This window comes from Methylocaldum sp. (genome assembly GCF_035627495.1).
Lineage (GTDB): Bacteria > Pseudomonadota > Gammaproteobacteria > Methylococcales > Methylococcaceae > Methylocaldum.
This window is the reverse complement of the sequence record NZ_DASPLO010000210.1, coordinates 21,166-46,940: the sequence shown is the minus strand read 5'-3', so window position 1 is coordinate 46,940 and position 25,775 is coordinate 21,166. Positions and strand designations below refer to the sequence as shown.

Here is a 25,775-nt window from a genome sequence, read left to right as displayed (position 1 = left end):
CAAATTATTTGTCAGATTTACCTACCTGCGATCTATTGATGAACTTGGTGATTTTGCTTCGTAAATTAAGTGATTTGATCGGCGCTGGAAATCCTTTCACCATCATTCTTCTGATATCTGCACTCTGAGCCTTACGTTTAGCTTGAATAGCTTTGCGCTTTTTTAGCATAGACGGAATGCCTTTTACAGCATCTATCTTTGCGTTTAATATCACCCTGCCTTGACCAAAAAAGGCAAACGAAAATATGCTGATGACATTTAAAATCAGATGCTGGGGAAGATAAACCCAGAACAAAGGGTATGGCATGTTTTTTATGTATGTCCATACGATGTTGCGATGGCCATGGTACACCGAAAAATTACTGTGCCGCCCTGTCGAAGCCGATCCTACATGTAGGACAACAGCATCTGGGACGTAAAGACAGCGATATCCGGCAAGGCGCATACGGAAGCCTAGATCCACATCTTCCACGTAGCAGAAATAATCTTCGTCAAAGCCGCCCACTTCTAAAAAGGTATCCCTACGATAAAGCGCTGCGGCTGCACAGGGTGAGAAAATCTCCACAGGCTCCATATAGGCATTACTAGCGTTAGACCCATGTCCCTGCCGCCACACTAGCCCACTCGTATGATATGTATCTCCGACGCCATCTAATAGCTTTGGATCGTTGGCGGCTAGTAAACGGCTTCCAAAAAAAGAGTAGTCCGAGTATTCCTTCGTTGCCTTTAGTAGATTGCTCAGCCAGTCTGATTCAGGAAATGCGTCCGGATTTAAGAGGGCTATCCAATCACAGTCCTTTACCAACTGGGCTGCAACATTATTTCCCGCGGCAAACCCTCGGTTTTCGCCTAAACAAATGATTTCAGCAGACTCCAACGCAGACTTAGCGCTAGCTAAGGTGTCGTCGAACTCGCCGTTATGTATAACTATTGTGCGGAATTCTCGGAATGTCTGCCTTCGAAGTGAAGATAAGCATTTGCTTAAGAAAGGACCGGAATTCCAACTAACGATGATGACAGCGATCTTAGGCATCGGATCGATCATCGATATTAAGCCAAATGCAAGGCCAACAATTGCCAAGAACTATTATCGGGTGTCAGTAACCGGATGTGTATCAGATTTCCCGCAATATCAAGATCACTACCGATATATACAAACTTTTCGTCACATTTGGATAGAGCTCTTGCTGGATATCCGTTTATGCATACATCCAGATTCGCGGTGCCTTTGCACTGAATAAATAGCTCATGTGGAACCGCATCTTTGTACCAAGGTAGAAAGATCTCGCATTCACCTTGCACTTGATCCGAATAAGAGTCGACGCCATAGAGCGCTCTTCGTTTCGACAACGAGCGCCGATGCAAAAGGCCTTTGATGAAACGGATAAGATTTATTCCATGAAATGCACTCTGTTCACTGAAAGACCGATGCTTTGATAAAAGATCCTGATAATAGAATCCAACCATGGATCGGATTGTATGCTTAAGATCGGTATTGTGCTTTAAGTGGTTAAATATCTCGATATATCTCGCCTTGGATCCACTGGCCGTCTTGGTTTCCTGATACATCCGTACAGCGGATAAAGGTTTTTTCAGATAATAAAATTTCGCACCAGTCTCGTAGAGGCGCGTCCACAAATCCCAATCCATGATGTAGTGCAAGTCGGGATTAACTGGCCCCGCCTTCTCTAAAGCTTTTCGGCGGACAAAACAGGATGGCTGCGAAATACAGCAGCTCCGTTTAATTAATGAGATATCGTCGCTAATTTCAGGAAAATATCTCGAAAATTGGCCGTTCTGATCCACGAATACGCAGTCACCATAAACCACGTCAATATCCGGCCGTTCAACGAATATTCTCTCAACCTCTTTTAAGGTATAGGGAAAGTAATAATCGTCCGCGCATAGCCATGCGACTATGTCGCCGCAGGTGTGATCCCAGCCTTCTTGAATAGCCGCGGACTGACCTTTGTCGGGACCGTGCCGGTGATAGCTCAAGATATCTCGATGATCGTCAAGCACGCCCTGAACGCTATCGTCCGGAGTCGCATCCATCACAGCTAGCTCGATAGAGCTAGCCTGTGCGCGAATGCTCGCCAGTGCCGTGGGAAGAAATTGGGCTTGCCCAAATATGGGCATGGCTATGCTGAATTGCACCAGTCGATCTTTGGACTTAAGTTGTATGCCAGGCGATCTATTACGACTCTTTACGTTCACCGGAGAAAGTCGCAAGGTAATCCTGATAAGCCATTGCAATGCCCTCCGGAAGCGATGTTTTTGCCCGCCAGCCGAGCTGGCTCAAGCGCGTAACATCGAGCAGCTTGCGTGGAGTGCCGTCGGGCTTGGTGGTATCCCAAACGATCTCGCCTTTATATCCGACAATTTCGCGGATTAGCTCAGCGAGCTCTCGAATCGAGAGGTCCTCACCGCAGCCAATATTGATCAGCGGCGGCTGATCGTTGGAGGTGCAAATACCCGAAAACTGATTTTCAGAGAGGGTCATGAGATGGAGTACGGCGTCCGCCAGGTCATCGCTATATAAGAATTCCCGTCTTGGCGTTCCCATACCCCACACTACGACGGCATCGGCATTAGCTTCTTTTGCTTCATGCATTTTACGGATCAACGCCGGCAGAACGTGAGATGTCTCAAGATCGTAGTTATCGCCCGGCCCATAGAGATTGGTAGGCATAACCGCCAAATAGCGTGTCCCATATTCGCGGTTATAGGCCCAACACATCTCGATGCCGGCAATCTTGGCCAAGGCATAAGGCCGATTGGTGAACTCCAAGGGACCTGAAAGCAGATAATCCTCGTTTATCGGTTGAGGACAGTGGCGCGGATAAATGCAGGAAGAGCCCAGGAATAATAGCCGCTTAACCCCAACCCGCATCGCCTCATGAATCACATTGGTTTGGATAGCCAAGTTTTCATGGATGAACTGCGCCGGGTAAGTAGAGTTGGCTAGGATACCTCCCACCTTGGCGGCACACAGAAACACGTATTCGGGGCGTTCCGTTTCGAAGAACGCCTTGACCGCCGGCTGATTCGTCAAATCCAGCCCGCTGTGACCTCGAGTGACAATATCGCTGTAGCCGCGCGCATGCAATCGGCGGTGAATGGCCGATCCCACCAGACCGGTGTGACCGGCTACGTATATCTTGTCCTGTTTATCCATTGCTTACTCGTGATAATCGTAGGTGCGATAACCTTCACGGCGGCATAGCTCGTCCTTCTCGGCCTGTTTCAGATCCTCACGCACCATTTCGGTAACCAATTCCTTAAAGGTTGTCTTCGGATGCCATTCCAGCTGCCTTTTTGCCTTGGCAGGATCGCCGAGTAGGGTTTCCACCTCGCTGGGCCGGAAGTAACGGGGATCGACGGCCACGACGATACGGTTTTCCCGTGAAGGTTCGTTCAGGCCCGACGTTGCAATTCCCACCTCATCGACCCCATGCCCTTGCCATTCAATCCCAATTCCTACCTCGCCGAACGCTACTTGGACAAATTCGCGAACCGAATGCTGCTCTCCGGTGGCAATCACGTAATCCTCAGGTTTGTCCTGCTGTAGCATGAGCCACTGAGCTTCCACGTAATCACGCGCATGGCCCCAATCCCGCTTGGAGTCCAGGTTACCCAGATAAAGCTTGTCCTGAAGGCCAAGCTTGATGCGCGCAACGGCACGGGTGATCTTCCGAGTAACGAAGGTTTCACCGCGGATCGGCGATTCATGATTGAACAGGATGCCGTTACAAGCATACAGGCCATAGGCCTCACGATAGTTTACGGTGATCCAGTAGGCATAAAGCTTGGCCGCAGCATAAGGCGACCTTGGATAAAAGGGTGTCGTTTCCTTCTGGGGAATTTCTTGGACGAGGCCATACAGCTCGGAGGTGGACGCCTGATAGAACCGGGTTTTCTTTTCCAATCCCAGAATGCGGATGGCTTCCAGAATCCGCAAGGCCCCCAACGCATCCGAGTTGGCCGTGTATTCCGGTTCCTCGAAAGACACGGCCACGTGACTCTGCGCCGCGAGATTGTAAATCTCGTCCGGCTGAATTTGCTGAATAATTCGAATCAGGCTGGTTGAATCCGTCAAGTCCCCATAATGCAGAATAAATTTACGGTTCTCGACATGAGGGTCTTGATATAGATGGTCTATACGATCGGTATTAAAAAGGGATGCGCGCCGTTTGATACCATGGACGACATAGCCTTTGCTCAACAACAACTCAGCAAGATAGGCACCGTCCTGCCCCGTAACTCCGGTTATGAGTGCTTGTTTAGTCACTTCTGATCCTCGAATAAGCAATTTTTTGGATGTAACGATTATTTATGTTCTGCACTAACACGCGTTCTAATGCCAAAGTGACGTAGCGAGATTTCCAGATTATTCACGGTCAGATATTCTCGTAATATCTGCTTATCTATATATATTTATCGCCACGCCTCTATGACAAATGAATCGTGGGACGAATATTCCTAACCCAACCAGCTACTAGGTTATTCTACATGGACTTCGGTATATTCTACCTGCATGTCTTTATTCCGTGGCCAAAACCATGCAACCCCTTCTTGAACAGGGGACAAAACAAGCCGATACTTCCCTTTTTGTTTTGGGGCTTTGATATTCACTACTAGCGATATCTCCTCTCCGGAAAATAACGCTTCAGGAAGTGCGGTCCGGTTACCCTCCAGCATAATACGCTGTCCTTGCTCATCGAACCATAAATACGCCATATGAACAAGCTGACCCGAATCAAGCCGCCCGTTTGCAGGCCATGGTTGACTACTGGTATTTTTGAGCGCTATAGGCACATTAATCAGCTCGCCGCTGTGCCACTTTTGTGGCACCTTGTCAAACCTAACTTCATATTGAAAATCATAGAGCGTTTCAATCGGTATTTGACGGGGCTCTCGATATTTTTCATATACTTTATATCCGACACGTGGAATGGCTTGATTAAGATTTTCCTTGCAATCATTCCAACTCGTGCCCAAGCAAATTTCCATTATATGAACTAATGTCATTCTCGGAATAAAGCTTTCGCTGGTTGATTCGAAGAGGCGACGGTAAATAGAGCCAACCTCTAATTCCGGACTCGGGGAGTCGAAAGGTGTCGTCAGCACCCAATCTCCTACCCTCGCTATATGAGGGTTCTCGTCATGTAACGCAGAAAAAGCTAATGTTCTATGCTGATTGAAAATGGTCAAATTATCAGGGGGTACTGACGCGTGAAGATCATAAACGGTAGGTCCTAATTTATGCAGATCAAGAAATTGAATTAAACTCCAAAAAATCTCAATACCTCGTCCCGCACTAATATGGTCTAATATAATCGAAATACGCCTACCAGGCCTAGACACTGACTCCATCTTCAACTTCTCATCCAAGAAATTGATTAAATCTGTATAGTTAATTGGTATTGCTTTATTTTTTTCGTAATCCGATAACGCAATGGGCAACTGATTGATAGTTAGTACACACAGCGCCACTATAAGTGGCATGCGCCACAATCTAGGAATGGTTACTTTTTGGTGTCCAACATAGGATGCTATTGCAGGGATTCCGAAGGCATAAGCCGGCAGAAGATAGTAGGTATTATAAATGCGAAGAGCGAGAAATACTGTTGCATATGCCAGTGCGCCACACAACAAAGAATCAGATAATGTCCAACTGGATCGCCTCATCGAAATATAGCATATACGAACCGCTGTTATCGGCGCAAGTATAAGCCAGATAAAAGGATCATTATCTATAAACTCACCTAGGATCTGTTTGAAGGTTTGTGTATGAAAAGTGTAATAACCAACTATTTTTTTCGTAAAAATAAAAAGATAATACCAGATACCATAAGCTAAGGTGGCCACTATAACTGCGACTAGTAACAAACTTAGAACGTGGCTTCGCCCCATCCTCAGTTGTCGAAATAACTCTGGTATCGCAAAGAACAGAATAAGAATAAATCCAGGTTCTTTATAGAAAAAAGAGATCACTGCAATTACAAATGCCCCAAGCAGCAGAAATCGATTGCGATCATCCAACTCAGCTTTTTGGTAACAGATGATAAACGCTAATAGCAAAATAACTTGATTAAATTCACCAACATGTAGCCTCGTCGATGCATTGGCAAACCCTACACTAAGAAGCAATAGCGCCAACATTAGAAGCGAAACGGGACGTGATACTCCAGACGATGTCAATATGTGTAACAGTAGATAACCAACGACCAGAGTTTTGACTGCGTTCCATGCATAGAATATCTTAGCGCTCGGAGAGAACACATTAGACAGCACAACATAATCTTGTGCCGTCAGTGGAACATACCTCCCTACCTCCGGCATGACATAAAAGCCGAATGGCTTTCCTTGAAGCAAAGTGGACGCAAATCGATGGTCATCCAAAGGACCAAATCCACCATTTGCACCAACCCAAAATGCCACGCCATAAATCAAAAAATACGTCATGATCCAAAAAATGAACCAGCGCAAGATGTTTGAACTCATTTATTTTTTTGAAGCAGCGTAAGGGTAGCGAACGATAGTTTGCGTGCAAGGCTAGTTCTATAAAAGTATTTTTCTAGCCCAAACAAGAATCGAACAGTACTCTCGCCGCCCAGATTTAGAATGGGAAAGGCGTCCGGATTGTAGTACATGATATAGGCGAGTAATCCTGGATATATTTGGTCTACTATGTGTAGTCCAGAAGCAGCATAAAGTCGGTTTAACTCATCCAAATTGTAGGCTCGCTCGGTTTCATCATCAAAAATCTTGTTGGATTTATAGATGCGCTCACGAACGAAGCGAAACAGAGAGTTGTTCTGGGTGGGTTCAAAATTAATAAAGTATCCGCCTGATTTGAGAGCGCTAGTGATTCGATCAAGCACATCTTTAGTGTGCGCATAGACATGATGCAGTCCACCAATAAGGATAATGACGTCATACTGCTCTGAAGCCTCGAAGCATGTCACATCTCCCACGAAAATGTTCGTGTCGGGATAACGTAGTTTTGCTTCGTCAACCAATGGTCTGCTGAAATCGAAACCCGTATATCGAATGGGCTCTCCGAAGTGCGTTTCAAGAATAGCTTTTCCCTCAGAATATCCACACATCGGCTCAAGAACTTTATTGCCGTTACAAAGAAGGTTACGCTTATCTTCAAAGAAGCTCTTCCACAATAGATACTTGAATCTTAAATGATTGCGATTTTGTCGAGCGAAAAAATACTGTTCCGATACGCCTTCGAAGTGCTCTCTCTGTCTCTCTATATCATTCATTCTTTCCAACCATATCTGAAATAGCCAGCGTTACTATACCCGCCAAAATAAGCACGACCCCCATTATCTTTGCAGAATCAAACTGCTCCCGTAATACGTAAACCCCTACTATCTGGGTGCCGAAGATTAACGAACCGGCTGCAAGAGGAAATGCGACTGATAATGGATAGAGCTTAAGGATAATGAGCCATAGTCCAAATCCACTAGCATATGCCAAAAAGCCGACTATGTAACCGATGCTCAATCCAAAGGCTGTTGCTTTCAATTTATACAAGCCAAACAGACTAAGCGCTACGTAAAGAATAAGAAAAAGCGGCTTAATTAACGAGATCATCTTCGATAATGAACCGAGGACGGCGTTTAGTTTCAAGATAAATTCTCCCTATATATTCGCCAATAATTCCGAATGAAAACAGCTGAATTCCACCCAGCAAATATATTGGAAGCACTACTGATGCCCATCCTGGAATCGCATCTGCAAAAAGAAATTTGCGTGCTACTACATATATAGACATTATCAACGAAATAAGAGTGAAGATACCTCCTAACGCAGCAATGACTCGCAACGGTACTACGCTAAAAGAAGTAATTCCGTTGAAGGCAAACGAAAGCATTTTCCGGAACGTATATTTCGAGATGCCGGCGGTACGATTTCTTACGTCAAAATTAACCGTAGATGTATTAAACCCTAATTGGTGTATTAAGCCACGCAAAAAAAGGTTTCCTTCCTCAAATTGTGCAAGAGCATCAAGTGCTCTCTTCGACAATAGCCGATAATCGGCATGATTTCGAACAATCGTCACCCCCATTAACGACATTAAGCCATAAAATAATTCGGCAGTTCCTCGCTTAATTAGCCCGTCTGTTTCGCGATCTCGACGTACACCCAAAACTATATCAAACCCCTTTGAATACTCTTCCAAAAACCTTGGAATAGCAGTTTCATCCTGTTGGAGATCGGCATCAATAGATATCGCGCAATCACATTGATCTTTTACACGAAGCAATCCGGCAAGTAACGCGTTTTGATGTCCGAAGTTTTTTGAGAGCTTAAGTCCGTGGATTGTATTATCCGTCTCTGAATACGTCTTTATAAGTTCCCAAGTGCGATCACTACTACCATCATCCACAAGGCAGATAAAACTTCCTTGCCGCACGATATTCGAATTTATTAGAGTTTTAAGGAGCTCCGTGAGGCGATGAATTGTTTCTTGAATAATCTCCTGCTCGTTGTAACAGGGGACTACAATGGCAAGAATAGGTGACGCCATAGAATAGTAAACGATATGTTAATGTTGAGAATATATGCTTAATCGAGACTAAACTTAGAAATTAGATTTCTCGATGCACTATTTTCGCGTCTTGGCAGGACTTTCTAACTAGAAAGAATTTCGAGGTGGTGATTAACCATCATTGAAATCATTTCTTTAAAGCGAGTTTTTGGTGTCCAATCTAGGAGAGTTCTAGCCTTAGATGCGTCAGCCACCGTGGGTCCAGTTTCCGTCGGGCGCACGAAACGCGGATCGACAATCACATAATTTTCCCACTCTAAACCTACGCAATCGAAAGCTGCCTGGCACAACTCCCTGATCGTGCGGATTTTGCCCGTTCCGATGACGAAATCATCAGGCTTATCCAGTTGCAGCATGAGCCACATAGCTTCAGCGTAATCGCCCGCATAGCCCCAATCCCTCTTTGCATCCAGATTCCCGAGAGAGAGCTTGCCATTTTTGACAATAGGCTCACCTTCTTCGTTGTATGCGGGCGAGTTCATGATTCCCAGCTTGATACAGGCAGCCCCGTAAGTAACTTTCTGAGTAATGAAATGCATGCCTCGTCTTGGGCTTTCATGATTGAACAGAATGCCGCAAGCGATGAATAGACCGTAACTCTTGCGGTAAATATGGGCGATATTGTGAGCGTAGACCTTCGCCGCCGCATAAGGGTTGACAGGATTGAAGGGCGTGCTCTCCGTCTGCGGAGTTTCGACTACCTCGCCGAACATTTCCGATGAAGAGGCCTGATAAATCCGGCAGTCCGGTTTCATCATACGCACCGCGTCGAATAGCCTATGGGCACCGAGGGCAGTCGCCTCTCCTGTCTCTAAAGACAAATTCCACGATTCACCCGGATGCGACTGCGAAGCGAGATTGTAAACCTCATCCGGCTTATACCTTTGTATGGCCGAAGCCAGGGAAACACTATCAATGAGATCACCATAGGCAATCTCTATTTTTCCTGCGAGGTGAGAGATGGTATTAGGTTTAACAAATGAGCTCTTGCGCCCGAACCCAACTACTTTGTAGTCTCGTTCAAGTAGAAACTCCGCCAGATAAGAACCATCTTGTCCTGTGATCCCTGTAATGAATGCTGTTTTTGAGTTACTCACGGCCTGCCCAATTTAGCTTGTCAAAACTTCCGCGAAAAGAGCCTTAGCCCCCTTTTCTTCGGGTGAGAACGATGAAACGAACGAGCTTCTCATTTTGCATCCCTTCATCCGAACCTTCCCCCAAGGGAAGAAGGATCAAAACGTGAAAATCCTTTAAATTTAAATATTGTTGTAATTAGTAGGTCTATTTACATGCCGAATTAGCATCTTTTATAAGACCTCAGACTACCTGCCTTTCCGAAAAAAGATTAGTGTCCAGAAGCTGAAAAGAAAGCTTCCGATCTGCGCCGTCTACTACGTAGTTTGAAAATATAAAGGTTAAGTCTTGGCCGTTAATAAGTTTTGAGTCGAATGCCACTCTATGAAGCTGCTCTTTCTCTAAAGAGAATGTTCCGATTAGTACCTCTCCGGCTTTTACATCCAAAGTTACGTCCACCGGAGCTTTCCCTTCAATGTAACGCTCCTGCTGTGTAATTGTGGCCTCTACCGGGATTCTAAAAACAGGAGCCAGCCAGTTATCATGCCAGAACCCAAAAACTTTGGCGCCCGTACTGGGGATCTTATCCAGAAGATCCGCCATCTTCGTGGAGGACTTCCTGTTAATCCAATTCATTAAGAAGCGTTTCCCCTTGGAATAGAGGATTCTTGCGATAAGTCTAGAATTGTAATTCTTGCGATTAAGCCATTTGTGATGAAGATAGGGCATAACCTTATAAGCAACCGGAACACGCCGCATCAGTGATGACCCTATACCGGATCGCTCGTAACATAAATAATGCCAATAGCCTTGAACATAATTCATATGCACGTATCCACCGTGTTTCCGACAGACTCGAAATATTTCGTTGTATATTTCGCCTCTGCGAGACATTGTTTTAGTCTCAGGGTAGAGCCTAGACGCGGCAAGATTATCACTTATATATCTTATCGCTCCTCCTGAACGACCAAACCTAAGCCAATACTCGTAATCCATAACGCAGTTAAGCGTCTCGTCAAACAGCCCGACGCTATCAATTACACGCCGGCGCCAGAAGGTTGCGGGCTGGCAAATCATGCAGTCTTGCATAAGGCGTCCAAACGAGTAATCGGCGGTGTTATATCGGCCTATGACATGGTCATTTTCATCTATATAGTCTGCATCGCCATATACCAGGTCGCAGTCCGGGTTCCGTCGAAAAAAATCCACGACCTTTTGTATGGCAGAAGGCGCCAGTATATCGTCCGAATTCAAATAACAAACTATGTCGCCTTTTGCCAAACGAAGCCCTTTGTTTATAGCGCTCGTTTGACCAGTATCCTTTTCCGAAATCCAAAATAGCTTCCCCTCATATGATTTCAGAATCGCCACAGATTCATCAGTGCTCGCACCATCGATAACCAAGTATTCGATATTTGGGTAAGTTTGATCTAGAACGCTTTCTATGGTGCGCGCGAGATATTTGCCCTGGTTGTACGATGGCGTAACGATCGATACCAACGGAAATGCCGAAGGAGAATCGAAAACGGGAGAATCTACCGAGCTTTTCCGATTCTTCGATACAACTCTGATAAAAGCTTCAAATAAATTCAGCGCGGCCTTTTCCCACGTAAAATCATTCAAGCGTTCTTTACCTTTACTGATGAGATCCTGTCGCAATTGCGGATCCTCAGTAATTCTGAGCATTAAATCGCTTATTGCCTCAATGTCCGTAGGGTCGCAGCTTAGAATGGCGTCCGCCCCAACTTCCGGTAGGCTGGTCGTATTGCTGCATATCACCGGAGTACCCGCATCGAAAGCTTCCAACAGTGGTATTCCAAACCCCTCATACAACGAAAAGAACACCAGCGCGGTCGAGCGTTCTAAAAGGGCGCGGAGCAGTTGAGGTCTTATGAAACCTAGATGTTGTATGGGAAGCCCTTCGTAATCCTCGCTAATCGCCTGCCAGCCGGAAGGATGTCCAGTGAACAAAAAGCGTACATCCTTCCTCCCGGATTTCCGAAGATATAGATCAAAGGCTTTAAGCACCCGAGGATGGTTCTTATGCTTCCAAAGATTGGCCGGATAGATGAAGTATTGTCGGTCGGGAATCAACTGACGTTCCGCGTCCGTGAGATCCCAGGCAGCATCAACCCTATGCTGTTTTTGTAGTGCGGGCTTAACTACAAATATGTCCTGAATATTATCGCCGTAAAAATCGCAAATGGTTTGCTTTGCAAAATCGGAGATTGTTGCAATTGCTCCCGCACCGTAAACGGCACGAGGAAAGCATTCTCTACGGCTTCTCAATATATTGGGATCGAAAAATTCCGGATATCTCTCATGCTGAATGTCCGGAATAAGGAAAACCTGCTTCTCTAACGGAAAAACAAAAGTATCTTCCGCAGGATAGCTCCGAAACAGTACCTGAATCTTTTCCTCATCCAGAATTCTGTCGACAGCCTCCCAGTAATTAGCCGCGGGTACAGTTATAAACTTTACATTATTTCTATTTGGCTCTAATAAGCCACGATTGAAAATCGTACAAAAAACAAAAAATTCCTCTTCGGGGTGCATGGAAAAAAGCTGATCCAGAACGCCCTTAAGAAGCTGAGTTATTCCTCCAGCCTCACCCAAAGTGATATTTCTTAACTCGATTCCAATTTTCATTATTAAACTCCACTCTGCCTCGAATTAAATTGTATCCTCTGGAAAACCGTCTTGTGTCGCGCCATAGCGCTTTAAGAGTTGACTCGTCGATCCCCAAAAGCTCTCGATATGATGTCTGAAGTCCTGAGGAAAAATGTCCTCGTGTTCTCTTGAGAACTGATGAAGCGTATCGAGAAAATAGCAAAGGACACCCGGCGTAAAGGCCATACCGCTGTGTTTTTGCGCAATTTGTCTTAACTCCTCAATTCTCTCAAACCCTCCAGTAGCAGTCTTGGTATTAGAATATTCCCGTGACGCAGCGAGCAGCCTATTAATCGCAACTGGTGGCGCTTCATGTGCTAAACGAATCCATAGATCAGTATCCATACCGTAATGAAGGGCGGGATCAAGAAGTCCCGCCTTCAGCAAATATGTGTGATTGATGAATACGGCAGGCTGAAGTATATAGTTAAGTCCGAAAACGAGTGCATCCAGGTTGAATTGGACTCGTCCCACTGGAAAAAAACTGCCTTTAGTCACTCGTTCTTCGGTGACTCGTAACCCGTTTCCAAAATAAAAGGCGGCATCAGGCCTTTCCTTATAGGTCTCGGAGACTAAATCAAATGCTCCGGGCAAATAGTAGTCATCTGCATTCAGCCAAGCCACTATATCTCCGTTGGCCCGTTTAAAACCTTTGTTGATGGCATCGCTTTGACCTTCATCAGACTCACTTATCCAGTAACTTAAGTGCTGTTGGTATTTCCGTATTACCTCAACGCTCTTATCTGTAGATCCACCGTCAAATATAAAATATTCGAGATTGCTGTAATTCTGATCAAGGACCGAATCGATGCACTGCTCCAAAAACAGCCCTTGGTTATACGAAGGAGTAATAATAGTTATTTTTGGCAGCGTCATGACCGGGTTTGTTTTGAATATTTTATTACTGGTTTAAAGTTATTTTTAGCCAGCGTGTTAAGGCAAATAATCGAATCCGGTGGCTTGATTATCCAAGTCACTTTTTGATAGTTGGCGATGCTCCTTCAACCGGAGGTCAAGTGCTATTTGCTTAACTGCGAATTATGCAGTAAGCGCGTCAATTCGTTGATCTGATCCAGCCTCGCCGCTCGATCGGATTCTGATATCGCCAACAAGCGTGTGAGTTCGTTAATCTGATCCAGCCTCGCCGCCCGATCCGCTTCTGATTCCTGCAAACGTCGATTTAATTGCGTGGCTCGGTCATCCGCATCGAGCAGTGCTTGAACGATTCTGCTTGCGGGCGTGGAGCTCAAAAGCTCATCAATTTTATCTTGAGTATTTACGTTCAGTGGTTGCCGGCTCACGACCAGAAACATGTCGTAATGGGCGAAAATCGCGGGCTCGAATTCTAAATATTCGGCTCCCAAACGAACGAAGAAGTCACGAATGGAATTATGGCTGAACAAGTAAAGATGCTCGTCGTCCTTTAATTGCTCGAGAAAAGGGTCATCACGTACAACCATTTCATCGTAAGCCTTTTGCTCTTGATAACGAGGCGTTTGAATGACCAATATACCGTCAGGCTTGAGCAAACCCAGGCAGTGGCGAATGGTACCCACCGGATCGGGAAGATGCTCCAGGACATCCATCAGCGCAATGACATCCAGCGACGCCGGCTCTATCTGTTGCTCCTCCACTGGACCACACAGTACCGGAACTTTGAATGTTCGACGGGAAAAATCCACCACCCATGGACTGAGTTCCAAACCCGTCGAATCGAAACCCACTTGCCGGAGCAAAGCGACGAATGCTCCATGAGCACATCCCAATTCCAGTGTTCTGCCCGATGGCAGCTTGTATTTCAGAACAGTGCGCAGCCAGTGTAGGCAGCGCTCGGAAAGGTCTGTTCGCGTACGAGTAATAATATTTCCGTACCCATAATTGTGTTCCTGATGTGAAAACCAATATTCACGACCATATAAACCACTATCATCATCAGGTACACGTAAAGCGGCAGGTCTAGGCATCTTAGCGAAGACTAGCGTTTCACAAGCTGGACATCTCAGATATACGGGCGAAAAAAAATTGAGATTTGTATTCCCACACCAGCAATGTAAGGAGTAATTCATTCAGGTCTCCTCGCACAGTAAACAGCCCCGCTGCCCAAGGACCAATTTCGCTCCATCTCTAAAACTCCGGTAAGTACTTTTCTGAAGGCTTGCGGAAAGGATGGCAACCCCGTCAAGTAAGGAAATAAGGTATCACCCAGCTCGCTGTTTGCTTTTCGAACATGCCATAAATGATCAATAAACAAGAACAGACGACTGATTACTTCCGGAACGATAGGTATATACTCAACGACTTGAAAACCAACCTGCTCCAAGCGCTCCACCCACACGGCGGGCGGCAAAGCATTGACCAGATGGTGATAGGCCTTGTATTCGTTTAACAACGATTCAGCCCATCTCGGGTCCCCCATCTCATGAATAAGAGTTGGGAGTGCAGACCACTCGATGAGCTTATCGGTTACAACGCTCAACAGAAGCTGTCCGCCAGGACGTAGGCAACAAAAAATGCCGTTCAGCACTTCTGACAAATGATCCATATGCTCCAATGAGCAATTGGCAAAAGCCGATGCAAAGCTGCCCGCCGGCAAGGTCAGCTGATGGGCTGGCATTACGTGCACTTCGCTATAGACACCCGATCGTCTTGCTGAATCGGCGACGCCGGGATCAATATCCACCCCAACAACCTCTTTTAACGTGGGCCAGATAAGCCGGAAATATTGCCCATCCCCGCAACCGACATCCAACACTGGCTCCGCAAGTTGATAACGTTGATAAGCGGCATACTCCCATGCGCGCCACATTGACATGGGGGGGCAGTAGGGGTAGAGCTGGCTTACGGCGTCGTAACCCTCAAGTACTGCCTCAATCTGTAGTAGAGTCTGTTTTACAGTCATTTTAGCTTGGCTACCAATCTAAGCTTTTTTCGTAACCGAGACGAATAAGAGTATCGCCGGCAATATCTTTAAAAGCTTCAATATGCCTATGATCGAAATGATTTCGCCAATCGCCACTTGTTGCTTTGCGCACAAATGTATTGTGCTTAAATGTCCGGTCTAAAGAACGCTTAAATTCCTCCTTCGAATTCGCTTCCACGGCTCTTAAAATCTGCTTCTCTGGAATACCCGCATCCAAATCGATGTCCTTGATTATCCTGTGTAATGTAGTGACAGGCTCTTTCAAAAAAGACTCGTAGAAATAAAAAGTAGAACCTGCATTTAGCCACGCCTGCACATAATCTCGCCATTCGACTGCTGTTTTAGCCACATACTCTTCAAAAACCACAACAAACTCATCGTATATTCCGTTTTCAACACAGAACTCTTTTTCATAGAAGTATTTGGATACAACTACGTCCCGGCCATCACGGACTAAATGAAAAAAATACGCTGGAAAATTAATTAATGATGAACCTGGCAACTCATGACTCTTAATTACGCAGGTTTCAGGGAAATTCAGATTGGGTGCCGATTCGTACCATGGATGCTTAGAAATATCGAAAAGGTCAAATCCCGTTTTTACGTAAATATCTCTTTTTGGCAGATGAAGGGCATCACCCAACATACTGACCACCCATGAACCGCCTGATTTCGGATATTCGGAGAGGATAATCCTCTTACATGGATAATTTTCCATATTATTTATTTAGTAACTGAGGAGACTTCAAATCGATCCGTCCGTTTCTTCCACCATTGGGGCTTCCCACCTCACATCACTCGAATTCGCCTCTGTCGTTAAGACATGGCATTTACCAGGAAGATCAGCCATACCATGGTGTAGAAGCTGCACAGGCGCTCCGTTTTTGCGAGGAAAAACAGTAAAAATCTCCATATTAGGGAGATGGCACAACCTAAGTATCTTTGTTGTTAAATCTTGATGAGAATATTCTGAGCGTAAGCTGTAATTCACGTCGTCAATCGTGGCCAGCCCGACTGTGAAGGTATACTCACCACATCCAATCGCAAGATCGATGTCCTGCCGAAATCTGAGGCGAGACAGCTTTTTAACCCACTTAGGAACGTCTGAGCCATACTCCAATGTACTTTTGCCGTGAACAATTATCCCTTTGTCATTAGCAATTACTATACCGCCAATAGGCACTTCGATATCTCGAAGCAATTCAAATTCATAAAAAAAGCTTGCGGTCTCGCCTTGCTGGAATACTTTGCAGGGCCTGCCGTTTTTGTCACACAAGGCAATCCCGGTACATCTCGCCCAACCGTTGGAGACCTGTGATATCGCGGATATATCGAGAAATGCGTCCGGCTCGGGCCAGAAAAAACCTTCCTTAATTGTGCCGAAATCTGATTCGCAAGAGGCTACTGGAGCCGGCGTTACAGCTTTTTCGGGAGAAAAACGATTCTGCTGCTCGACCAAATAGTAGCGTTTTACCGCTTCGGAAGCGCTGCCCTGGAAAATCTCCTGGCCATGATCTAAAAGGATCGCGCGCTGACAGAACTGCTCGACGTCGAGCATTGCATGCGTTACCAGTAAAATCGATGTTCCGTTGCTACGAAGCGTCTCCAATCGCTGGTAGCATTTTTGCCGGAAGAAGATGTCACCAACCGCCAGCGCCTCATCTACGATGAACACATCCGGCTCAACGCAGGCCTGCACCGCGAATGCCAGTCGGACGAACATACCGCTGGAATAGGTCTTTACCGGCTGCTCGATGAACTCGCCGATGTCCGCAAAAGCGACAATATCTTCGAATCGTTCGTCGATTTCCTCTTTGCTCAACCCGAGCACCGCCCCGTTCATGTATACGTTTTCCCGGCCGGTAAATTCCGGGTTGAAACCGGCGCCAAGCTCGAGCAGGGCCGCCACGCGTCCGTTGACTTCCACGCTTCCGGTCGTGGGCGTAAGCGTGCCGCAGATCATTTGCAGCAAAGTGGATTTGCCCGAGCCGTTGCGGCCGATGATACCGACCGTTTCTCCCTTGCGGACTTCGAAGGACAGATCCTTCAGCGCCCAAAATTCCCGAAAATAAGGTTTGGGCGAGCGCCCGACGAGCCTTTGCAGGCGAGGAACGATGGATTGCTTCAGCCGGTCCTGCGGGCGATCGTAAATCTGATAGCACTTGCTGAGATTATTAGCTCGAATGGCGATCTCGTCAGAGGACATCGGCAAATCCCCTCCGCGTCTTCTGAAACCAGAAATAACCTACCCATGCCACCAATAGACTTGCCGCCGAATAACATCCAAGCCCGTACAGATCGGGAGTTTTCCCCCAGATCAGCACGTTTCTCATCTGTTCAATGATGAAAGTCAAAGGATTAAGGTGCAGCCAATGCTGGTATTCCTGCGGCAGCACCGAGATTGGATAAAAGACGGGGGCAAGAAACATCATGATCGTGGTAACGAGTCCCGTAGTCTGCCCAACGTCTCTCAAATAAACGCCGGTGGCGGCGAGAAACCACGCCGCACCCATCGTGACCAATACGAGGGGGAGCAAAACGAGCGGCAGGAAAACCACGGTCCAGTTGAGATAGAAATTCAGCGTCGCGAAAAACGTCAGGAGCACAATGACACTGATTGCAGTATGAAACAGAGCCGATCCCATCGTCACCCAAGGCAGAATCTCCAGAGGAAATACTACTTTTTTAACGTAATTGACATTGCTTAGGATGAGCCCGGGGGCACGGTTAACACACTCTGCGAATAAGGCGTGCACGATCATGCCGGCAAAGAGGATGATGGCGAACTCAGTCTTGCTTTCTTCACCGCCCGCACCCCAACGTGCCTTGAATACCACGCTGAAGACGAACGTATAGACCGTCAGCATCAGAACCGGATTAAAGAAGGACCAGGCGAGCCCCATGATAGAGCCCCGATAGCGACCAACCACGTCGCGCTTGGTCATTTGCCAGATTAGCTGACGATTGCTCCAGAAACTTTTGGCAATAGCTGCGGGCGAAGTTTTAATCTCTCGGGTCATTTATATTTTTCTGCGCCGAGAATAGGTAGGATGGAAGACGAGCCGCGGTGCCATCTCTTCTCGTGTTTGGGCGTTTTCAGTGGTGACCGAACTGGTCTGACAAGGCAGTCAACACGTTCTCTACTGGTAAGCACAGCAACAAGGCATTCCATGCGGGAATTAGGCGAAGGGCGGATTATAGCTGCTGCCGTATAAGCGTCAACAGCGCTTCCGACAGCTCAGCAGATATGGCAAGAGGCAAACAACTGGCATAACTGAGCAATGCCGCTACGATGAAGGGAGCTGGATTCCGCCAATCCTCGGCGGAAGACCAGTGGAGTAGATATCGTCTACATGGTAAGTAAATCATTGCGACTTTACGCTGCGTAGGACTGACAAGATTACCTCAGGCCAAAGTAAAGAATATTTCGTTGGCACCTTTCTCTATATGTGACGTTACATACATTCCTTAAGCTCACCGTTTCTTTTCGGGCAGGAGACACCTTCATGCGTTGCTGGACCGCGACGCGGGCATCATTTCCTTGACGGTCAACGGGCAATCCGTCCCCTTCCCTGCATTTACTGCTCGTAAAGAAAAGAAAGCTATCTCTCGAACACCCTCACCCCTCATCCCGCGAGAAGAAGTAAAACCGATAACCTCGTTCATAAAATATCGTTGGATTCAAACAGCCCAAAGCTAACCGGCTGCCCGCTTGCGGGCGGTCCGGATTGAACGAGGCGTTGGACTCGGTGGCGTCTCGATAAGACGTCCTGTGACGTACTTGTGAAGTACGCTAGCCATCAGTGTCTGATAGGGGATCCCCTCTTCCGCAGCCTTTGCTTGGATGTCTTCGAGGTCACGGGATGAAATACGTATATTGACAGGTTTGTCCTTGGCAAGCGAAGTGGAGGCTATTGATGCATAGCGCGCGATTTCCTCCTTGAGACTGGGCACGGATCGCCACTCATCTCTTTCAAAAGAAGCCAGAATTTCTTCTTCAAGTTTGCTTTCTTTATCCATTTCAACTGTCCTCTACCAGATATTTGCGGGTAGCTTTCCGACTTGGAGTGATCGTTTTTAGAAAGATCTCGCTGTCGGTCTCTACGAACGGCACCAGATAAGCGTAGCCACGGATGCGAACCACGAACTTGCGTTGGTTCGGGTACTGCTCTGTGTTCGGATGATCGAGCACATCGAGAAGGCCGCCATGTGACATGGCCGATAGCACCTATTCATACGACACGCCCCGCTCTCTCTTGACCCGGACATTTTTGTCGGTACGCCAGTTCACCGGTTTCATGTCGCACATGATGCGTCTGTGTGCTTAATGACATCAAACTTTACGTTTTCGTCCTCTAACGCACTTCGGCCTCTTTCCCCGATAGACGTATTTCAAGCGTTACACTACTTTTACAAATCTGATAACGGCAAACCTCTGCCTTACCTTTTTAGATGGAGAACCCTCATGTTTCGTCGGCCGATGCTGTTGGTCTTTCCTCTCCTGCTTTTTACGGCCGTCGCCCTTGCCGATCCACTACCGTCAGACTCGGTTCCCGACCCGCTCAAACCCTGGACCGACTGGGTCCTGCATGGGCACGAAAATCGGTCTTGTCCGTCCGTACACACTAACCCCGAAGACCGGCGCTGCATTTGGCCGACGCGTCTCGAACTGGTGTTGGATGATCGTGCCGGTCGTTTCGCTTTGGATGCTCACGTTTATGCGGAGAGTTGGCTGCCGCTTCCCGGCGATGTCGAACACTGGCCACAGCAGGTCGAGGTCGACGGGAAGCCGGCCGTCATCGCAACCGTCGAGAACATCCCCGGAATCCGCCTCGCTCCGGGTGACCATAGCGTTAAGGGCAGGTTTATTTGGGACCGCCTACCGGCAAATCTCGCGGTGCCCAATGATACCGGCATCATTTCCCTGACAGTCAAAGGTCAATCCGTCCCCTTCCCGGCCTTCAACGAACAAGGACAGTTGTGGGTCTACCGTCAGGCGTCGGAAGATGCGGCGCCTTCGGAAAGAACTGATACGGTCGACGTTCAGGTTTACCGCCGGGTCATCGACGAAACGCCGCTTCGCGTCATAACGCAAATGGATTTAGATGTATCCGGCAGACAGCGGGAAATTCTTCTCGATGGGGCTTTGCCGCCCGAGTCGATCCCTTTGCAGATCACTTCGTCCCTGCCGGCCCGTTTGGAACCCGATGGAAAACTACGTCTGCAGCTTCGTCCGGGGCACTGGACCGTACAACTCGCCGCCCGGTTTCCGGTGCCGGTCGAATCGCTCCAACTGCCTCCGAGCACCGCGCCCTGGCCCTCGGAGGAAATCTGGGTTTTTGATGCCCGGCCTCAATTTCGTGTCGTCGAGATAGAGGGCGTTGCCGCCATCGATCCGCGCCAAACGAATCTTCCCGAAGAATGGAAAGCGTTTCCCGCCTACAGGATGGAGTCCGGCACCGCGATGAATCTGAAGCTCATCCGGCGCGGCGACCCGGAACCGGAACCCGACAGCCTCACCCTGCACCGGCGCATTTGGCTGGATTTCGACGGCGGCGGCTACACGGTAAACGACGATATCGGCGGCCGCATGACTCGGGACTGGCGACTGAACGTACGGCCGGGTGTCGATCTCGGCCGCGTTGCCATCGACGGAGAACCGCAGTCCATTACGCGCGAGGACGAAACCGGAGCCATCGGCGTCGAGGTCAGGCGCGGGGCGGTCAGTCTTTCCGCCGACAGCCGAATCAAAGACACTCGAACCCTTTCTGCGGTCGGCTGGGACAAGGATTTCCGAAGCGTGAACGCCGAGCTTAATCTTCCTCCAGGATGGCGTCTGTTCGCCGCGACCGGGGTAGACCATGCGCCGGGCACCTGGATCGCGAGATGGACGCTGCTCGATCTCTTCGTGGTGCTGATTACGGCCATGGCCGTGGCGCGATTATGGTCCTGGCCGTATGCTGTCTTTACGCTGCTCGCCTTGGCACTGCTCTGGCACGAACCGGGCGCTCCGCGTTACGTCTGGCTCAACATTCTGGCGGCGGCCGCCTTACTGACGGTTTTGCCGGAGGGACGAATCACATCGGCCGTTCGCATCTACCGGAATCTTGCCGTGCTGGCCCTCATCCTTATCGCCATTCCGTTCATGGTCGATCAGGCCCGCTTCGCTCTTTACCCCCAGTTGGAACAACCCTGGGTTGCCATGCCATCGGAGGCTCCCGCCGAATTTCGGAAACAGGAAGAAGCGCCTGTCGAAGCACCTCAAACCATGGAGTCGTACACGCCCCGACCGAAGCTCTATGAACGGGGTGCGCCCCCGGCTGTCCCCTCTTCGGCGGACATGGAGGGCCGAGCCTTCAAGGAGACCGACCCCAACGCGATAACCCAAACCGGCCCAGGCTTGCCGGAATGGCATTGGAAATCGATTCCGCTGACTTGGAATGGCCCCGTCCTCCGCAACCAGGAAATTGGCCTGGTGCTGCTCTCCCCGACGGTCAATTTGCTGCTGAATTTTCTACGTATCGCGCTTTTGATTGGCTTGGCCGTGTTTTTCTTGGGCGGACGGCCGCAGTTTCGTCCCTTTTCGCCTCGTTCGGCCCTGCCGCTATTGTTGCTTCCGCTGCTTCTGTTCATACCGGATGCCAAGGCCGATTTTCCGAATGCGGCTCTCCTCGAAGAACTCAAGTCGCGCCTGCTCGCGCCTCCCGATTGTTTGCCGCAATGCGCCGAGGTCCCGTTGCTCAAGATCGATGCCAGGCGCTCGGAGTTGCGGCAAACCTTGGAAATTCATGCCCAGGAGCTGATCGCCCTACCCTTGCCGGTGAACACCGCGCAATGGACGCCGTCCAAAGTCGAGGTCGATAACACGCCGGCGGAGGGCCTGTTCCGCAGCCAGGACGGCGGACTCTGGCTGGCTCTGAAACCGGGCCGTCATGTCGTGACGCTTTCCGGAATCTTGCTTGCGCGGGATCAGATACAGATCCCTTTACCGCTCAAGCCCCGGCGAGTTGAAGCATCGGGTGAAGGCTGGCGAATCGAAGGCATCCGCGAGAACGGCATTCCCGATGTCCAGTTGCAGCTCGTACGGGTATCAAATGGCGATCGGCCGTCCGCCGAGCTGCCGGTGCTGGAGTCCCGGCCCCTGCCGCCGTTTCTGGAGGTCGAGCGCACGCTGAGAATCGGTTTGGACTGGCGCGTCGTTACGGTGGTGCGCCGGGCCTCGCCTTCTGATCGCCCCGTCGTCGTCAGCGTTCCTCTTATCGAGGGAGAATCGGTCGTCACGCCGGGGCTGCAAGTCGAGGATGGAAAGGTGGTGCTCAACCTGTTGCCGGGGCAGCATGCAACGAGTTGGGAATCGGTCCTCTCCAAGGGCGCAACGGTCAATCTCAAGGCGCCTGAGACCACCGGCTGGATCGAGATTTGGCGAGCGGACATCAGCCCGATCTGGCATATGAAACCCGAGGGACTCGTGGTCATCCACCACCAGGACGCGGAAGGCAATTGGCTGCCGGAATGGCGCCCCTGGCCCGGAGAATCCGTTACGCTTCGCTTGACCCGGCCTCAGGGCGTACCCGGCAATACCCTGACCATAGACCGCAGCCGGCTCGAACTGAATCCGGGAATTCACGCGACGGATGCCGCCTTGATGCTGACGCTGCGCAGCTCACAGGGCGGGCAACATGCGGTAAAACTCCCGGAGCATGCCGAACTGCAATCGGTCAGCATGGATGGGGCCGCGCAGCCGGTGCGGCAGCAAGGCCGCCTGGTTTCGCTGCCGATTCATCCGGGTGAACAGACAGCAACCCTGGTGTGGCGCGACGGGTCCGGGATACGCAGCCGCCTCATCGCCCCCGAAATCGACCTCGGCATCCCCAGCGTAAATAGCGCGACCACTTTTTCGCTGGGCCAGGACCGGTGGGTACTGCTGGTGGGTGGCCCCCGCTTCGGCCCGGCTGTCTTGTTCTGGGGAGTTCTCATCGTGATCGCCCTGCTTTCGGTCGCATTGGGAAAGCTGCCCTGGACACCGATTAAGTTTTGGCAATGGCTTCTGTTATTGATCGGCCTCAGCCAGATTCCGGTCATCGGAGGGATCGTCGTGGCCGGTTGGTTGCTGGCCTTGGGATGGCGGGCGAACATGGGGCAAAAGCTGGACGACTCGCAATTCAATCTGCTCCAAGCTGGGCTCGCCGTGCTGACCTTGGTCGCCCTCTCCTTTTTGCTGGAGGCGGTCCGCCACGGATTGCTGGGATTGCCGGACATGCAAATCGCCGGTAACGGCTCCAATGCGTACAGCTTGAACTGGTATCAGGACCGCAGCGGCCCAACACTTCCCCGGCCTTGGATCGTTTCGGCGCCCCTCTGGGTGTACCGCGTGCTGATGCTGGCCTGGGCTTTATGGCTGGCCTACTCGCTCCTGGATTGGCTGCGCTGGGGATGGAATTGCTACGCCTCGGACGGCTTGTGGCGGCCGAGAAAAAAGAAGGAAAAATCCGAGGCGGCGAAGCCTGTCGAACCAGTACCGCCCGCTTGATGCAGCCACTGCCTATTCTCTACCCCATCCCAACCTTCCCCCTGCAAGGGGGAAGGAGGAAAGTGCTATTTGCCGGAAACGCTGACGCTTATTCCGGCCTACAACTGCATAAGGAGCAACGATGATTACAGTTGGTCAATGCCAGGTCCATTCTTATCACCCAGCCAAGTTCTATCGAGACGGTTTTGAACGGCCCCGAGTTGCTTGGTGTCTCCCCGTCTCTTGTAAATCTCTTGAAGGCCGTAAAGCGCCCAGCCATTCTGAGGGGTACGTTCCAGGGTGCTACGGAAAGACTGCTCCGCAAGATCCAAATCGCCGGCCATCAACTGCACGCCGCCGAGCGACTGGCGCACTGGGTAATACCAGAATGGAGGTTCCATATACGGAAGCTTGTCCTCCACGGCGATGGCGGCTTCAAACTCGGCCGCCGCGGTCCGCAGATCGCCTAGCTTTTGGGCAACGCGCCCCCTGATGACATGATCGGCAACCTTCAAGACTTCGCCCGCCGGAATACCGGCTGCCTTGAGATCAGCAAAGTTACTTTCCCGTCCAATCCGGGAAATCGCATCGGCTTCCCGTAGCGCGGCGTCGGTGTCGCCCTTAGCGGTGTTGGCTATGCCTCTGGCGTAATGCCATGCCGCCTTCACATAGGGCAATTCATCTCCGGGGGCTTGAAGACTCAGGATCGTATTCGGGTCGCTGAACTGGGCGTAAGCGAAATATGGCGCGGCCTTGATCGGCTGCACCAAAGGCATGGTTTTCGCCGCCGTATCCGAAACCAGCGGAGACAGCTTTTCCGCGGCTTCGATGGCTGTTCGGCCATCACCCGCCATTTGCGCGGAACTCATCAGGAAATGGACGTTGTGCAAGTAATACGCATCGGAATAAATGCCGGGTTTACGGCCCACCTTGGCGAAGTAGCGCTCATCCACCTCCACCGCCTTGCGATTGGCCTCGATCGAGTCCTTGTAGCGTCCGACCCGGTGATAAATATGCGCCGGCATATGGACGATGTGTCCCGCCCCCGGCATGAGCTTTGCCAGTCTCTCGGCGTATGGTTCCGCCCGTTTCGGAGAACCCGAGGCCTCAACCATGTGGATGTAGTAGTGGATCGCGCCCGGATGATTCGGATTTCGGCGCAGCACACGCTCCAGGACGGCAACGATTTCCGCCGTACGGCCTTTGGGTTTCGCGCCGCCGGATTCCCAGTAATCCCAAGGGGAAAGATCCATGAGCGACTCCGCATACAGCACGGCAATATCATCGTCCTTCGGGTACTTCGCCGCGACTTTGCCCATGGCTTCCGCATACGCCCGGTCGAGACCGGCGCGATCGGCTCCGGTCTCCGCCGAATAACGAGCGGCCAAGGCATCGATCAAAGCCTGCTCGCGACGGGTCGCCTTGGCAGCAACGGACTGCGCCTTTCGAACGGCTTCCAGGGCGGGAGCATTTGCACCCGGATCCATCGGCGCATTGATGTTCGGCCCCAAAACCAGCGCTTCGCCCCAATAGCAGAGAGCACACTCGGGATCCAATCGCTGCGCCTTTCTAAATGCCCGACGGGCCTCGGCATGATTGAAAGCATACGTAAGCCGCAATCCTTGATCGAAATACTTTTGGGCCAGGGGGCTCGATGTCGTGATGCGGTAGCTCAAGGTGCCGAGCCCGTCCAAAAGCGGCGGGTTGTCATCTGAAACCGCCTGCGCCGCGTGATCGAACGGATGGGCCTCGGCCCGCTCTGGGCCGACCGGCTGCTCGGTTGCTTCGGAAGCCGGGGGCGAACTCGACGCGTGGTCGGCGCTCGGCCGCGACGACCAAACGGAACCGATGGTTAACGCACATGCCAAAACGGTTGTTACAAAATGCGAATGACCAAATCTCATAGCCGCTCCTTCCTCAATATCCCAAATTTCAACGAAAACCTTACTGCAAAGTTTGCAAAACGATAACACTCGCGTTTCCGGCGGGTCCAACATCCAATAAAAGCTTGGAATCTCCATACAATTTTTCGG

General features: G+C 49.8%; 20 protein-coding genes. 1 reads left to right on the top strand and 19 read right to left on the bottom strand.

Annotation, left to right across the window (positions count from 1 at the left end; translation table 11 throughout):
* Positions 1–4: 4 nt before the first annotated feature.
* The 18 genes from VEB01_RS20530 to VEB01_RS20445 form a co-directional block, all read right to left on the bottom strand.
* Positions 5–1,081, bottom strand: coding sequence for a glycosyltransferase family 2 protein (locus VEB01_RS20530; RefSeq protein ID WP_324878758.1), 1,077 nt, complete (start codon positions 1,079–1,081; stop codon positions 5–7).
* Entirely contained in the window at positions 1,051–2,157 is a 1,107-nt protein-coding gene (locus VEB01_RS20525) for a glycosyltransferase (protein WP_324878756.1), read from the bottom strand. The genes VEB01_RS20530 and VEB01_RS20525 overlap by 31 nt, the downstream gene beginning before the upstream one ends.
* Positions 2,158–2,197: 40 nt before the next feature.
* Positions 2,198–3,178, bottom strand: a complete 981-nt coding sequence (locus VEB01_RS20520; protein ID WP_324878754.1) for a GDP-L-fucose synthase family protein — start codon at positions 3,176–3,178, stop codon at positions 2,198–2,200.
* Between the two features lie 3 nt (positions 3,179–3,181).
* Positions 3,182–4,291, bottom strand: coding sequence for a GDP-mannose 4,6-dehydratase (gmd, locus tag VEB01_RS20515; RefSeq protein ID WP_324878753.1), 1,110 nt, complete (start codon positions 4,289–4,291; stop codon positions 3,182–3,184).
* Positions 4,292–4,503: 212 nt separating this feature from the next.
* The gene (locus VEB01_RS20510; RefSeq protein WP_324878752.1) at positions 4,504–6,507 is read right to left on the bottom strand and encodes a hypothetical protein; all 2,004 of its coding nucleotides are present in this window, start codon (positions 6,505–6,507) and stop codon (positions 4,504–4,506) included.
* Complete coding sequence (locus tag VEB01_RS20505) at positions 6,504–7,277, bottom strand: class I SAM-dependent methyltransferase (protein WP_324878750.1); 774 nt, start codon at positions 7,275–7,277, stop codon at positions 6,504–6,506. Before VEB01_RS20505 ends, VEB01_RS20510 begins: the two co-directional genes overlap by 4 nt.
* Complete coding sequence (locus VEB01_RS20500) at positions 7,270–7,647, bottom strand: DMT family transporter (protein WP_324878749.1); 378 nt, start codon at positions 7,645–7,647, stop codon at positions 7,270–7,272. Before VEB01_RS20500 ends, VEB01_RS20505 begins: the two co-directional genes overlap by 8 nt.
* Positions 7,595–8,548 (bottom strand): glycosyltransferase family 2 protein, encoded by a 954-nt coding sequence (locus VEB01_RS20495; RefSeq protein ID WP_324878747.1) that lies wholly within the window; start codon positions 8,546–8,548, stop codon positions 7,595–7,597. Before VEB01_RS20495 ends, VEB01_RS20500 begins: the two co-directional genes overlap by 53 nt.
* A 104-nt stretch (positions 8,549–8,652) precedes the next feature.
* A complete protein-coding gene (locus tag VEB01_RS20490) occupies positions 8,653–9,666 on the bottom strand; it encodes a GDP-mannose 4,6-dehydratase (protein ID WP_324878745.1) in 1,014 nt (337 codons plus the stop codon).
* Positions 9,667–9,886: 220 nt separating this feature from the next.
* Positions 9,887–12,292 carry a glycosyltransferase gene (locus VEB01_RS20485; RefSeq protein WP_324878743.1) on the bottom strand — a complete coding sequence of 802 codons (2,406 nt, stop codon included), beginning with the start codon at positions 12,290–12,292 and terminating at the stop codon, positions 9,887–9,889.
* A gap of 24 nt (positions 12,293–12,316) precedes the next feature.
* Positions 12,317–13,189: a glycosyltransferase family 2 protein gene (locus tag VEB01_RS20480; RefSeq protein ID WP_324878741.1), complete on the bottom strand. Its 873-nt coding sequence runs from the start codon at positions 13,187–13,189 to the stop codon at positions 12,317–12,319.
* Positions 13,190–13,332: 143 nt separating this feature from the next.
* Entirely contained in the window at positions 13,333–14,379 is a 1,047-nt protein-coding gene (locus VEB01_RS20475; protein ID WP_324878739.1) for a class I SAM-dependent methyltransferase, read from the bottom strand.
* Positions 14,376–15,212, bottom strand: coding sequence for a class I SAM-dependent methyltransferase (locus tag VEB01_RS20470; RefSeq protein WP_324878737.1), 837 nt, complete (start codon positions 15,210–15,212; stop codon positions 14,376–14,378). The genes VEB01_RS20475 and VEB01_RS20470 overlap by 4 nt, the downstream gene beginning before the upstream one ends.
* 10 nt (positions 15,213–15,222) lie before the next feature.
* Positions 15,223–15,951: a sulfotransferase domain-containing protein gene (locus VEB01_RS20465; RefSeq protein WP_324878736.1), complete on the bottom strand. Its 729-nt coding sequence runs from the start codon at positions 15,949–15,951 to the stop codon at positions 15,223–15,225.
* Between the two features lie 27 nt (positions 15,952–15,978).
* The gene (locus VEB01_RS20460; RefSeq protein ID WP_324878734.1) at positions 15,979–17,439 is read right to left on the bottom strand and encodes an ABC transporter ATP-binding protein; all 1,461 of its coding nucleotides are present in this window, start codon (positions 17,437–17,439) and stop codon (positions 15,979–15,981) included.
* On the bottom strand, positions 17,429–18,253 hold the full coding sequence (locus VEB01_RS20455; protein ID WP_324878732.1) for an ABC transporter permease: 825 nt from the start codon (positions 18,251–18,253) through the stop codon (positions 17,429–17,431). Before VEB01_RS20455 ends, VEB01_RS20460 begins: the two co-directional genes overlap by 11 nt.
* Positions 18,254–18,929: 676 nt before the next feature.
* Entirely contained in the window at positions 18,930–19,253 is a 324-nt protein-coding gene (locus tag VEB01_RS20450) for an antitoxin (RefSeq protein WP_324878730.1), read from the bottom strand.
* Position 19,254: 1 nt separating this feature from the next.
* A complete protein-coding gene (locus VEB01_RS20445) occupies positions 19,255–19,449 on the bottom strand; it encodes a hypothetical protein (protein ID WP_324878728.1) in 195 nt (64 codons plus the stop codon).
* 249 nt (positions 19,450–19,698) lie between these two features.
* Here VEB01_RS20445 and VEB01_RS20440 point away from each other — a divergent pair, with 249 nt between their 5' ends.
* Positions 19,699–23,763 (top strand): hypothetical protein, encoded by a 4,065-nt coding sequence (locus VEB01_RS20440; protein ID WP_324878726.1) that lies wholly within the window; start codon positions 19,699–19,701, stop codon positions 23,761–23,763.
* 125 nt (positions 23,764–23,888) lie between these two features.
* On the opposite strand, the gene VEB01_RS20435 is transcribed toward VEB01_RS20440, so the two are convergent.
* Positions 23,889–25,646: a tetratricopeptide repeat protein gene (locus VEB01_RS20435; protein WP_324878724.1), complete on the bottom strand. Its 1,758-nt coding sequence runs from the start codon at positions 25,644–25,646 to the stop codon at positions 23,889–23,891.
* Between the last annotated feature and the right edge of the window lie 129 nt (positions 25,647–25,775).